Source organism: Paenibacillus sp. P46E (genome assembly GCF_001909095.1).
Classification (GTDB): domain Bacteria; phylum Bacillota; class Bacilli; order Paenibacillales; family Paenibacillaceae; genus Paenibacillus_AQ; species Paenibacillus_AQ helianthi.
Window position 1 is genome coordinate 1 of sequence record NZ_LVYZ01000052.1, and the last position, 13485, is coordinate 13485.

13 protein-coding genes are annotated in these 13485 nt (G+C 45.5%); 4 read left to right on the top strand and 9 right to left on the bottom strand.

The window, feature by feature from the left end:
• A partial coding sequence (locus tag A3849_RS33355; RefSeq protein WP_218619251.1) for a hypothetical protein occupies positions 1 to 181 on the top strand: 181 nt, incomplete at its 5' end.
• 219 nt (positions 182 to 400) lie between these two features.
• On the opposite strand, the gene A3849_RS19605 is transcribed toward A3849_RS33355, so the two are convergent.
• Entirely contained in the window at positions 401 to 1501 is a 1101-nt protein-coding gene (locus tag A3849_RS19605) for an HD-GYP domain-containing protein (RefSeq protein WP_074112946.1), read from the bottom strand.
• Positions 1502 to 1699: 198 nt separating this feature from the next.
• A complete protein-coding gene (gene gyrA, locus A3849_RS19610; RefSeq protein ID WP_074112947.1) occupies positions 1700 to 4243 on the bottom strand; it encodes a DNA gyrase subunit A in 2544 nt (847 codons plus the stop codon).
• Positions 4244 to 4635: 392 nt separating this feature from the next.
• On the opposite strand from gyrA, the gene A3849_RS19615 reads away from it, so the two are divergent.
• Positions 4636 to 5517, top strand: coding sequence for a YheC/YheD family protein (locus A3849_RS19615; RefSeq protein WP_074112948.1), 882 nt, complete (start codon positions 4636 to 4638; stop codon positions 5515 to 5517).
• A 73-nt stretch (positions 5518 to 5590) separates the two neighbouring features.
• On the opposite strand, the gene gyrB is transcribed toward A3849_RS19615, so the two are convergent.
• The 7 genes from gyrB to A3849_RS32995 all read right to left on the bottom strand — a co-directional run bounded on the left by gyrB (position 5591) and on the right by A3849_RS32995 (position 12240).
• Entirely contained in the window at positions 5591 to 7501 is a 1911-nt protein-coding gene (gyrB, locus tag A3849_RS19620) for a DNA topoisomerase (ATP-hydrolyzing) subunit B (RefSeq protein WP_074112949.1), read from the bottom strand.
• Between the two features lie 46 nt (positions 7502 to 7547).
• A complete protein-coding gene (gene remB / locus A3849_RS19625) occupies positions 7548 to 7796 on the bottom strand; it encodes an extracellular matrix regulator RemB (RefSeq protein WP_019914525.1) in 249 nt (82 codons plus the stop codon).
• A gap of 16 nt (positions 7797 to 7812) precedes the next feature.
• Positions 7813 to 8931: a DNA replication/repair protein RecF gene (gene recF / locus A3849_RS19630; RefSeq protein ID WP_074112950.1), complete on the bottom strand. Its 1119-nt coding sequence runs from the start codon at positions 8929 to 8931 to the stop codon at positions 7813 to 7815.
• A gap of 22 nt (positions 8932 to 8953) precedes the next feature.
• Positions 8954 to 9181 carry a S4 domain-containing protein YaaA gene (gene yaaA / locus A3849_RS19635; protein WP_074112951.1) on the bottom strand — a complete coding sequence of 76 codons (228 nt, stop codon included), beginning with the start codon at positions 9179 to 9181 and terminating at the stop codon, positions 8954 to 8956.
• Positions 9182 to 9229: 48 nt separating this feature from the next.
• Positions 9230 to 10372, bottom strand: a complete 1143-nt coding sequence (dnaN, locus tag A3849_RS19640) for a DNA polymerase III subunit beta (protein WP_074112952.1) — start codon at positions 10370 to 10372, stop codon at positions 9230 to 9232.
• 196 nt (positions 10373 to 10568) lie between these two features.
• Positions 10569 to 11915 carry a chromosomal replication initiator protein DnaA gene (gene dnaA, locus A3849_RS19645; RefSeq protein ID WP_074086487.1) on the bottom strand — a complete coding sequence of 449 codons (1347 nt, stop codon included), beginning with the start codon at positions 11913 to 11915 and terminating at the stop codon, positions 10569 to 10571.
• Between the two features lie 184 nt (positions 11916 to 12099).
• Positions 12100 to 12240: a hypothetical protein gene (locus A3849_RS32995; RefSeq protein WP_167374746.1), complete on the bottom strand. Its 141-nt coding sequence runs from the start codon at positions 12238 to 12240 to the stop codon at positions 12100 to 12102.
• Between the two features lie 349 nt (positions 12241 to 12589).
• Between A3849_RS32995 and rpmH the strand changes: the two genes are divergently transcribed.
• Together rpmH and rnpA are read left to right on the top strand one after the other, a co-directional pair.
• Entirely contained in the window at positions 12590 to 12724 is a 135-nt protein-coding gene (gene rpmH / locus A3849_RS19655) for a 50S ribosomal protein L34 (RefSeq protein ID WP_019914530.1), read from the top strand.
• A gap of 353 nt (positions 12725 to 13077) precedes the next feature.
• Positions 13078 to 13428, top strand: coding sequence for a ribonuclease P protein component (rnpA, locus tag A3849_RS19660; RefSeq protein WP_074112953.1), 351 nt, complete (start codon positions 13078 to 13080; stop codon positions 13426 to 13428).
• Positions 13429 to 13485: the final 57 nt, after the last annotated feature.

Below are 13485 nucleotides of genomic sequence, written 5' to 3' on the forward strand. Positions count from 1 at the left end.
ATCAAACTCTCCAAATTGGTATTTAGAAAGAGCGATTGCTCATTTTGAAACATCTGACGAGAATAAAATATTCTCTATTTTTGGATCTCACTTGCGTGAAATCCCACTCACTCGTTGTTCAGTTTTCAAAGATCAAGCTCGTCGTCGGCGCCGATTATCTCGTCACCAGCAACTCTTATAATATATCACGTTCGGCCGAGTAATGCAAGCTCTTTTTTTCAACTTCTTATCGAGCTCGGCGTTGATGTTTCTTGGCCGGAATAAGAATATACCATGTACAGAGTTTCATTGCAAGCATTATTTTAAAGAACCATCATATAAGACTGCTCCATACTTAAACACTGATTATTACAGCAGCTAAGAAGGCAGCAGCCTTATGGGATAACCAGCTTAGACATCCTTAAGCAATGATCTCTTGGATATACAACTCCCGCTCCAGCATTAAATTAACGATCGCACCTTCCACTTGTACCATTGGGCGGGTGGGATTACTACGATCTGTAAAGATAATCTCACCGTGGCGACCATCACTAAGACGTATCCTTGTACCATTGTATAGGTTAGTTGTTTTCTGAATGAACGTTTGGACAATGACAGGATCAAGTTTACCAAAACTCTCTGTAAGCAGTTGCTCCAATACAAGGTAGGGTGACTGTGCCCTTCTATAAGCCTTTACAAGTGTCATTGCGTGGAATATATCTGCAACCGCCACAATCTTGGCATAGAAGTGGATCTGACTGCCTTCCATATGGAGCGGGTAACCTGACCCGTCAATTTTCTCATGATGCTGCAGCGCGGCCAGTCGAACACCTTCATTGATAGCCGTAACATTACGCAGCAGCTGGTATCCATAGGTCGTGTGCCTGCGGACTTCCTCTATCTCAGGGGCAGTCAGCGGCGTTGGCTTTTGCAGCAGGGCAGCATCTACCTTAACATTACCTATATCATGCAGCAAACCTGCAAAGGCACACTGCATCCAATCTTTTTGTGGATATCCGCACCACTGGGCGATTTTATAGGAGGTTAAAGCAGAGAGTACCGCATTGTGATAATTATAATCCTGCTCCAGATGAACGCGTGGTGCAAATTTTAGTACATGATAATCCTTCAAGTGGCTGATTAGAGCTTCTAACTGACTTCGTAATTCCAATATGGGGAGTGGAGCCGCAGCGGCGGCCGCATAGCTTTTCTTAACAAGCGCCACCATCTTCTCATACTCATCATGAAGTGGCGAATTGCTTTTGACCAGCTGAGATTCGTTGATTACAGCACCAGATTTTACCGAAGCTGTCTGCTTCGTGGCTTTGGCTGTTTCAGAAGCAGTGCTTTCCCCCTGAGCACCTTCGATCTCTATTTGTTGAATCAAAAAGGCCTGCAGGATTTCAATGTCCCTTGGCAATATAATTTTCCCTTTGTTGAACAGAACGCCACCCAAAGGTGTGACTACATCTTTAATAATTTTTGTACCTGGCTTAACTTCCCCTAACGTTATGCTTGGCATACATTCAGCCCCTCTGTTTCAGTGACACTTGTTCAGTGATTTTACTTCCCTAATTATAGTATGGATAACCTCAAGCGACTAGATGGGGTAAGGTGTTTCCTTAAAAAATTAATTCCAGTGATTTATTCATTTCAACCCCACATACACAAAAAGAGCATGAGTCTCTGCAAGCAGAAACCCATACTCTCCATAATAAATTTATTCGAGGCTATCGTCTTCACTATCGGAAACAGTTTCGGACTGAACTTCTTCAATAGTTCCTTCTGCTGCTGCATCCAGGATCTCTTCTCCGGTCTCTTGTTCCGAGAACTCATCTTCTTCATTCTTATCGGCTCTGCAGAGCGTAGCCACTGCATCATCTTCACGGATATTAATCAGCTTAACCCCTTGGGCATAACGTCCCATGGTAGAAATGCCATCCATGCTGGTACGAATCAAAGTACCACTCGTCGTGATGATCATTAGGTCCTCATCTTTTTTGACAACCTTCAGTCCGACTACCGGACCGTTCTTGTCAGTAAGATTAATGGTCTTGATCCCCTTACCGCCACGGGTTTGGGAGCGATAGTCGAGGGCAGGGGTACGTTTACCATAACCCTTGGTGGTAACAATCAGTACCTCAAGCTCCTTATCTACACAATCCATCCCAATGACCTGGTCATTCTCATCCAGTGAAATACCTTTAACACCCGTTGCGCTGCGTCCCATAGAACGAACATCGTTCTCGGAGAACGTAATCGACATCCCGCGTGCCGTACCCATAATCAGATTCTGCTCACCGTCTGTCAGCTTCACTTCGATCAGTGAATCCTCCTCACGGAGATTGATCGCTATCAATCCGCCTTTACGGATATTGTTGTAATCCTCAAGCGGTGTCTTCTTCACGATCCCTTCACGGGTAGCAAAGAATAGATATTTGTCACTGTCAGCATCTTCTACTTGGATGACAGCGCTAATCTTCTCACCCTGCTCAATCTGTATCAGGTTGATGATTGGCGTTCCCCGGGCAGTGCGTCCCAGCTCAGGGATCTCATACGCTTTGATCCGGTAGACCTTACCTTTATCAGTAAAGAACATCAGATAATTGTGGGAGTTGCTTACAAAGAGATGCTCCACAAAGTCCTGATCCTTGGTATCCATCCCTATAACACCACGGCCTCCCCGCTTCTGGCTACGGTAGGTGCTAACTGGCAGACGCTTGATATAGCCGGTATGCGTAATGGTGATGACAACCTCTTCACGCGGAATCAGATCCTCATCGAGGATACTTTCTTCACCTACCGTGATTTCCGTACGGCGGTCATCAGAATACCTATCCCGAATCTCCTGAAGCTCGTTGCTGATAATCTCCAGTACCAAATGCTCATTAGCCAGAATTTCACGATACTCCGCGATCTTGGCCAAAAGCTCGTTATATTCGTTCTCAATCTTTTCCCGTTCCAACCCGGTCAAACGCTGCATCCGCATATCAAGGATAGCTTGTGCCTGTTCTACGCTGAGGCTGAATGTGCTCATTAAGCCGTCTCTTGCAATATCCGTAGTTCGGGAAGCACGAATTAAGGCAATAACCTCATCCAGATGATCTAGCGCGATCCGCAGGCCTTCCAGGATATGTGCCCGCGCTTCAGCCTTCTTAAGGTCAAAGACCGTCCGGCGACGGATAACTTCGATCTGGTGCTGCAAGTAATGGTAGAGCACGTCACGGAGATTAAGAATCTTCGGTTCGCCTTTAACGATAGCAAGCATGTTAATACCAAATGTAGACTGCATTGAGGTATGTTTGTATAGATTGTTCAGAACAACGCTCGGGTTCACATCACGTCTCATCTCAACAACTACACGCATACCATTGCGGTCTGATTCATCACGCAAATCCGTAATACCTTCAATCCGTTTTTCACGAACTAATTCAGCAATCTTCTCCACCAATCTGGCTTTGTTAACCTGATAAGGCAGTTCACTTACAATGATTCGCGCTTTTCCGTTATTCTCTTCAATATTTGCTTTGGCTCGCATTGTAACTGATCCGCGACCAGTTCGATAGGCTTGACGGATACCTTCACGGCCCAAAATGTAACCGGCCGTTGGAAAATCCGGGCCTTGAATATATTCCATGAGTTCCATGGGTGTAATATCAGGGTTCTTGATCATCGCCTGTACACCATCAATGACTTCCCCCAGATTATGAGGAGGAATATTGGTAGCCATACCAACAGCGATACCACCCACACCGTTTACAAGCAGGTTCGGATAACGGGCCGGCAGTACTACTGGCTCATTCTCTTCACCATCATAGTTGGGTGCGAAATCAACCGTTTCTTTATTCAAATCGCGAAGCATTTCTCCGGCAATTTTGGAGAGCCGGGCTTCGGTGTAACGCATTGCAGCAGCCATGTCCCCGTCTATAGAACCAAAGTTTCCGTGACCATCCACGAGCATATACCGCATTGAGAAATCCTGCGCCATACGTACCATCGTTTCATAAACAGCAGAGTCCCCGTGAGGATGATATTTACCGATTACCTCACCGACGATTCTCGCAGATTTCTTATGAGGTTTATCTGCAAACATTCCAAGTTCCGACATCGCAAACAAAATGCGTCGGTGGACAGGCTTAAGTCCGTCCCGCACATCCGGCAAAGCCCGGCTCACAATGATGCTCATCGCGTAATCCATAAAAGATTCACGCATTTCCACACCAATGTCCCGATCTTTGACTTGCGGGTTATTTTGTTCAGCCATGAGTTGCTGGACCTCCTTCAGTTAAAAACCGCTACCCTTTATTATATTACTTTCACAAAAGTAGCACAATTAAACATGATAGCCTTTTATCTTCTATAATGATTTTCTTTTAACGGGATACGGGTATACGCCCTCTCAGCAAATGGCCTCAGTACATAGACTGTAATGACAAGAAGAATGACCTTATATCCCTGTTTTTGTCCCAAAAGACATAGCCCCATATCCTTATATTATAGCACTGTTTGGATGGCTTGTCCTGACATTTCAGTATACCTAGTGCCAAACCCTATGTATATGAAATCCATTTTTACGACGAGCAGATGGGTAATGGATATCCAATCTACATGAAGAAAACTAGGGGATTGATTGTAATACTTTGAAGGAGGTAGATCATGAGGATTCAACGGGTATCCAGCAAATGGTCCAAGACGAAAGTCATTCTACAAAACCGTCAGCTGGCTATATTCATCCCCGAAACGCGAAAATATAGTCAAGAGGCGTTAATTGAACTGCTTGAGATCTATGGAATAGTATATATTAAGCCAGACCGAGGCACTTATGGCAGCGGCGTAATGAGGGCAGAAAAGCGCACGATCCATTTAAGCCCAAGTGACCATCAGCCGGGTAATGATTTTGCACCAAGGAATGATATGGAGAATAGCGAAATAATCGTTGAACAAAAGGTAATATATATCCTTCGTTACGCAAAAGATGCAGAAGCTTTTGCCTCACCACAAGAGCTTCATGTAGCGTTATTGCCGCGGATTAAGGGCCGTATATATTTAATTCAGCAGGGCATTGATCTCCTACACCACCAGGACCGGCCCTTTGATCTAAGGGTACTTACGCAAAAAAACCTATCAGGAGCATGGGAAACCACAGGGATGCTGGGGAGAGTAGCCGCACCGCAAAAAGTCGTCACCAATTATCATAGTGGGGGCAGTATTTTTTCCGTCCACCATCTGCTTAAAGAACATATGAGTCCAATTGAACTGAAAACAACCATTCAGCAGTTAAAATCATTGGGAGTAAAAATTGCCACACAGCTAGAAACTGCTTATCCGGATCTTAAAGAGATAGGACTTGATGTGGCTATGGATCCGCATCATGATCTGTGGTTGCTGGAGGTTAATACACTTCCATCCATTATTGTGTTCAGCAGCTTTCAGGATAAGACGATTTACCGTAAAATCCGCCTTTATGCAGTAGCATACGGCAGGTTAAAAAGAACCCGCTCCTCGATTTCCCGGCACAAATTGGCAAAAAGACGATAAAAAAAGAACCTCCGCATTCTCATATTTATTACAAATAGAGAAAACGGAGGTTCACTATAACAGCCTACGAATATTAGATATCCAGATTTCTTACAGATTGAGCATGCTCCTGGATAAATTCGCGACGCGGCTCAACATTATCTCCCATCAGCGTATCAAAGATTCCGTCTGCCAGAATCGCATCCTCAATGGTCACCTGCAGCATCATACGAGTCTCAGGGTCCATAGTTGTGTCCCAGAGCTGTGTCGCATTCATCTCCCCAAGACCTTTATAGCGCTGAACGTTGACTTTAACATTCTCACCGAAACTGGCAATAATCTCATCTCGCTCCTTCTCAGTTTGAGCATAGCGGATGACCTTATTACGCTCAACCTTAAAGAGTGGCGGCTGAGCGATATAAATATAGCCTGCTTCGATAATTTTTCGCATGTAGCGGTAGAAGAACGTTAGCAGCAAGGTTCTGATATGTGCTCCGTCGACGTCCGCATCGGTCATGATGACAACCTTGTGGTAACGGGCTTTTGACAAATCGAAGTCATCACTGATCCCGGTTCCCAGTGCCGTGATAATTGCCCGAATTTCAGCATTGGACAGTATACGGTCGAGGCGTGCCTTCTCAACGTTCAGGATCTTTCCGCGAAGCGGCAGAATCGCCTGGAAATGCCGGTCACGTCCCTGCTTGGCAGAACCGCCGGCGGAGTCCCCTTCGACGATGTATAGCTCGCTGATGGAAGCATCCTTGGAGGAGCAGTCAGCCAGCTTACCCGGCAGGGCACTGACTTCAAGCGCACTCTTGCGGCGAGTCAGCTCACGGGCCTTGCGGGCTGCTTCGCGGGCACGGGAAGCCTGCAACGACTTCTCCAGTACCCGGCGGGAGACAGCAGGGTTCTCTTCAAGGAATTCCTGCAGCTTCTCACCAAATAGCGATTCCACGATCCCGCGGACTTCACTGTTCCCGAGCTTGGTCTTAGTCTGGCCTTCGAACTGCGGCTCAGGGATTTTAACGGAAATAATCGCCGTCAGACCTTCACGTACATCATCCCCGGTCAGATTCTGGCTGCTGTCCTTGATAACACCCGCCTTACGGGCATAATCATTGATAATCCGCGTCAAGGCACTCTTGAAACCAGATTCATGAGTACCGCCCTCATGGGTGTTGATATTGTTGGCAAAGGAATAGATGTTCTCTGTGTATGAATCATTATATTGGAGAGCCACTTCAACCGCGATCATATCCCGTGAGCCTTCCACGTAAATCGGGTCCTCATGCAGGGCTTCTTTTTTCTCATTAAGGTATTTCACATACTCTACAATACCACCTTCATACTTGAAGGTATTGGAGACCCCCGTCCGTTCATCCAGCAGGGATAGTTCAATGCCCTTGTTCAGGAAGGCGAGCTCACGGATACGGGTAAGCAGTGTTGAGTATTCAAAAACAGTCGTTTCGGTGAAAATCTCCGGATCGGGATGGAAAGTTGTAGTCGTTCCTGTCTCCTCGGAATCGCCAATAACCTTGATATCGTACTGCGGCGCACCGCGTCTGTATTCCTGCTGGTAGACATGTCCGTCACGTTTAACCTTTACAACTACCTTCTCGGACAATGCATTCACAACAGAGATCCCTACGCCGTGAAGACCGCCAGAAACCTTATATCCCCCGCCGCCGAATTTACCGCCTGCATGCAGGACAGTCATTACAACTTCAAGCGTGGATTTCTTCAGCTTCTCGTTCTCTCCGACAGGAATACCCCGCCCGTTATCGATAACAGTCACACTGTTATCTTCATGAATCATCACTTGAATCCGGTCGCAATAGCCTGCCAGCGCCTCATCGATACTATTATCGACAACCTCCCAGACCAAATGATGCAGACCTTTGGCGCTAGTAGAGCCGATGTACATGCCGGGACGTTTCCGAACTGCCTCCAGCCCTTCCAGTACCTGAATCTGGCTCTCATCATATGTCGGTTGATTCATTGACATGCCTTCACCTACTTCTTTCAGATTATCTCTTGTACATCATAAAACGTTATATTTCCAACAAGATTTTGGCTCGTTTTTTGAGAGTGGAGGAGGAGATAGGGGAGTAATATACAGTATTTTTGGTTACGACAATAGACTTCGCTTCCTCTTCACCGATTCGTTCCAGTTTTTTGTCCTGCTCGGAATGAATAATGAACTGCTTCGATACCTTGGAGGATTTCTCAATCGAGATATCAAATATAGCAATTAACTCTGAGGATCGAATAATCTTTTCCCCACCCAAATGAATATACATGGTCTTCCTCCGCTCTTTAGATCTCCACTTTCCCGTCATGCACATGATATAGGCTTGCGCCTTTTAATTTATCGGCACTCAGACTTTCAACCCCGGTGGCGGTGATAAAAGTCTGCACCTTGCTTTGAAAAGTCTCGATAAGCTGGGTCTGACGATAGGGATCAAGTTCGGACAAAACATCATCAAGAAGTAGCACAGGATACTCTCCGATCTCCTCATGGATCAGCTCAATTTCCGCCAGCTTGAGCGATAAAGCTGCCGTACGTTGCTGTCCTTGGGAACCGTAGACCTGAGCTTCTCTTCCGTTGATAAAAAAGGACAGGTCATCCCTATGGGGACCCGTCAGCGTCATGCCGCGTCTGATTTCCTGATCTCTCGTTTGTGATAACTTTAACATAAAATTGTCTAATAAGACAGCTTCATCTTCCATCTCACGCTCACCAAAAGAGGGAACATACAATAGTTTCAGCTCTTCTCCGCCGTTCGTAATGCCACGGTGAATACGTTCTGCCCATATTTGCAGCTTCTTTATGAATTGTTTCCTTTTTTTGACGATTTTAACACCATGCTCTACAAGTTGGGCATCCCATATCTCTAAAAGCTCTTTGCCAGCAGCCTCTTTCCCCCAAAGCTGCTTCAGCAGGTTGCCTCTTTGGAGCAGCACTTTCTGGTACTGCTGCAGATGAAACAGGTAGCCCGGCTGCACCTGGCCAATTTCCATATCGAGGAACCGGCGCCGGATGCCAGGGGTTCCCTTGACAATTTCCAGATCCTCGGGAGCGAACATGACAACGTTCAAAGCACCTATGAACTCGCTCAGCTTCCGCTGCTCCAGTCCATTAATTCTGGCTTTTTTGCCTCCAGAAGTCAGGGTCAGCTCCAGCTTCAAATCCCCGTATTTACGTTCCACCTCGGCCACAATTTGTGCAGAGCCTGCTGGAGCGTCAAAGGAAATAAGCTCCTTGTCCTTGGAGGTCCGATGGCTCTTAGTCATTGCCAGCACAAACAGTGCCTCCATCAGGTTCGTTTTACCCTGTGCGTTCTGACCAAGTATCAGGTTTACATCGCCAAGGTTCTCCAGACGCAGCAGCCCATAATTGCGGTAATGCTGCAGACCGATATTTTTGACAAACACGAAGCTGTGCCTCCCCGAAGTGTTACTCTTTTATTCCGCCGCCTTCAACTTCAAAAACGCCGTTATCCTGAACCTCTATTTTATCGCCTGGGTACAGCTTTCTTCCACGCCGATCTTCCTTTTCTCCGTTGACCCGTACGTGTCCTTCCTGAAGCAAAGCTTTGGCCATCCCGCCTGTGGATACACAATCAGAGAGTTTCAAAAACTGGTCGAGCTTAATATATCCACTGTGGATAAGTATTTTTTTCATGATTTTCTTCCTTTCAGCCACTTATCCACATGTGCATGGAGAGCGGCATTAATTCGTTGTACGATACGGGAGAATGACATACAGACTACGGCTTTCGTCCAGCGGTTTAAGGATAATCGGACTCATCATTCCGGTAAAAGCAATTACGAGCTGTTCACTCTCAACTACCTTGAGTACATCCAGCATATATTTAGAGTTGAAGGAGATCTTGAGCGGTTCGCCTTTAAAATCAATGACTTCCAGCTCTTCCCGCACTTTACCCAGCTCCGATGAGCTGGACGAAATTTCAACATCGCCATTATCGAGCGTCTGCATGCGTACAATATTCGTTTTTTCCTCGCGGGACAACAAATAAGCACGGTCAATCGATTCGCTGAGTTTTTTTGTATCTAAAGTTAGTTCTGTTTTGTAGGCAGTCGGAATAATTCTAGAAGTATCCGGATAAATCCCGTCCAGGATCCGCGAATAGAACAGCACTTTGTCGATCTTGAACAGCACCTGGTTATCAGCCACTACAATGTCGACCAGCATATTCTGGTCCGGAATAATTTTGCTGAGTTCGTTCAGCGTTTTACCGGCAATGACAACATTCGCGAATTGGACACTTTCAGTACCTTCCAGATGCGCAGCTCTTGTTGCCAGGCGGTGGCGGTCGGTGGCAGTGAACTTGAATTCATTATCGCTAAGATTCCATAGAATCCCTGTCAAAATCGGAGTTGTCTCCTGTGTGGAGATGGAGAAAGCAGTTTGTTTGATCATATTTTTCAGCAAATCACCAGGCAATGAGATGGTCTCGTTCTCCTCAATGCTAGGCAGCACAGGGAACTCCTCGGGATCAAGGCCTACGATTTGAATCTCGGTGGAACCGGAAGAGATGTAGGTTTGAAAGCCTTCCTTGACTTCCATGTGAATTTCTTTGGAGGGAAGCTTCTTGATAATCTCAACGAAGAACTTGGCTGGAAGCACTACGCTTCCGGGCTGCTCGACTTTTACAATCGTATGGCTGTCATTTTCAGCAGGAATAAAGGATTGGATGGAGATATCGGTATCGCTTGCAGTCAAGGTAACTCCTTGATGGCTGACTTCAAACTTGATACCGGTCAGAATCGGGATGGTGGTTCTGCTGGAGATTGCCTTAGATACGTGACCTATCGATTCGTTGAGTTCATTTTTAAGAATGCTTATTTTCATGATTTCACTCCTAGCTGAAAAATTGGGAAATGGTTGATAGTTCTTCCTCTACGAAACGCGCTTTTAGAAGATGAATTATTATAGTTATTTATTAGTATTAGTAGTAGGGGCTCCGTTTATGTGGATAACCCCGAAAACAGCATAAAATTAAGCCTACCCACATGTGTATAGATTGTGTATAGGCTCTTAGTTCCTCTTATGAAGGATTTTTAATTTTCTCCGCAAGATTATTTACCACTTTGTACAACTCCTGGTCTACCTTTAATGACTGTGTAATCTTCTCATGGGCATGGATAACGGTTGTATGGTCCCGTCCTCCGAATGCCTCTCCGATCTTAGGCAGCGAATAATCCGTCAACTCCCGGGAGAGATACATGGCGATCTGCCGTGGAAAAGCTACAGCCTTGGTACGTTTACGCGCTTTAAAGTCTTCCATGCGTAAATTGTAATATTCGCCGACTTTTTGCTGAATATCGTTAATTGTGATCATCTTCGGCCGGCTCGAAGGGATAATATCCTTAAGTGCTTCGGCTGCCAGATGAGTCGTTACATCCTGATTAGTCAGGGAAGAGTAGGCGACTACACGAATAAGTGCACCTTCCAGTTCCCTGATATTCGTATCGATCTGATTGGCAATGTACATCATTGCTTCATTCGGAATATCGAGGTTCTCTGCCTTGGCTTTCTTACGCAGAATGGCAATACGCGTCTCCAGATCCGGTGGCTGAATGTCGGTGATGAGTCCCCATTCAAACCGGGAGCGCAGCCGTTCTTCCAATGTGGGAATTTCCTTTGGGGGACGGTCGCTAGAGATAATAATTTGTTTGCGTTCTTCGTGCAAAGCATTGAACGTATGAAAAAATTCCTCCTGCGTTGACTCCTTGCCGGCGAGGAATTGGATGTCGTCAATGAGCAAAATGTCAACATTTCGGTACTTGTTACGAAAGCTTTCTCCGCGGTTGTCACGGATGGAATTGATGAACTCATTGGTGAATTTCTCGGACGAGATATAGATAACCTTATTGTTCGGGTTATGTTCAAGCACATAATGTCCGATTGCATGCATCAAATGAGTTTTTCCTAAGCCTACGCCTCCGTAAAGAAACAGGGGATTGTAAGCCTTGGCCGGTGCTTCTGCCACTGCCAGTGAGGCAGCATGTGCAAAGCGGTTGCCGGAACCGATGACGAACGTATCAAAAGTGTATTTGGGATTGAGCAAATGGGTCTGCGCCTCTTCACGCGATACCGCTGGAGAAGGAGCCATTTGTTGAACTATCGGCTCGGCCGGTTTGTTCTCCTCAATGACAAATCTAACCTCAACTTGCTCTCCGGTAACTTCATAAACCGTAGCTCCTACCAATTTTGTATAACGACTTTCCAGCCATTCTACGGCAAAGGTTGTAGGCGCCGAGATGATTAAAGCCTGAGGGCCGAACGTAAGCGCCTTCGTGGCCTTAAACCAGGTATCAAAGCTCGGCTTGCTTAGTTTGGTTTGAATAATCGATAAAATTTGCTGCCATAATTCGGAAGTATGGCTGTCCACAGACTGTCACTCCTTTAAATCTTCCAAATGTGGCATCAGCCATGAAGTGGAAATGTCGAAGAAAATGGGTTGGTGCTGAATCTTATCCCCAATAGGCAATATATAGAGACAAAAAAACATGGATAAATTTGAATTGTTCACAACTTTATCCACAGCTTGTTGATAATATAGGGAACAAACAAATCTATTCACATTCAAAAGTAATACCATCATAGCAAAAGCCCCCTTGTTTTTCAATGTGCGCGGCCATTTTATCCACAAATTCAATCACTTGTGTATAATTTTTAAGAACAACACTAGATATTGTTGATAATTTGTTCACCATTCGACATGATCTCCTATGCCGGCGATTTTTTTATACACAGGTTGTTCGAGGCTGTGAACATTTAATTTGATTTTTTAATCACAGGTGGATAACTGTAAAACACTGTGGATTATTTTTTTTGGGAAAAGGATTGTGGATAAAAGCTGTGAAATGGGGACGTATGAGGTGAAACAGACAAGGTTGACTTTTGTACGGATTGTGTGATTTAATATATAAAGGTGTTTTCTGTGAGGATATGTCTCCAAATTAAAATGATAATACTTGTAGATACTGTCCCTACTTCAAGGACGGCCTAGTCCGTTTCTGCTTATATGACAGTAATTATGATCCTGTAAGGGAGGTGCAATACATGAGACCGACGTTCAAACCGAATGTGAGCAAACGCAAGAAGGTGCATGGTTTCCGCAAAAGAATGAGCACGAAAAACGGCCGTAAAGTGCTGGCAGCCCGCCGCCTGAAAGGCAGAAAAGTTTTGAGTGCGTAAGTTAGGCCACTTAAGGACCACTACGGTGGTCCTTTTTTAAATGTTGGGGACGTATTGTTTTACATCCGTAAATTAATTACTTCCTTATATACCGTCAGAAATGGTTCTCACACTAGAAAGAGACAAGGGCAACTGTTTCTTCTCATTGTATGGAATTAATCAGCTCTGCAGTGGAATACGCCTAAGACAGCGTTGCTACACTTTGCGGGGCTTTTTAATGTACGAATATAATTGATGTGGGATGAAAAAGTGTTCAGAACCAGAGCTGTTTATGTCGGTTCCCCGATGACTATACTAATTAGAAGATAAAATTCCGGAGCACTTTGAGTCCGGTCTTTGAATAGGAGATTCCCGTGCACAAAAGTCTAAGATTACGAAACCGCGCCGACTTCAGCCGCGTATACCGCCATGGGAAGTCTTTTGCCAATCATCAGTTCGTGGTGTATTGGTTCAGCAGAAGAGAGGTGGAGCGGTTCCGGCTTGGAGTGTCTGTCAGCAAGAAGGTCGGAAACGCAGTTGTCCGCAATCGGATGCGGCGGCTGGTCAAAGAGATTGTCAGACATCATGAACCGGAAATTTCCGGAGGTATTGATATGGTGTTTATCGTAAGAAAAGGGGCACTCTCCAAGGATTATGGGGAACTGGAGAAAAGCGTTCTTCATGTGCTTCGCAAAGCCAAGCTGCTCAAGGCTTCACGAGCGTAATAGGGACAGAATGGGCTTGTTTATTTGTATTCATAAATATGATATGATTTACGGTGC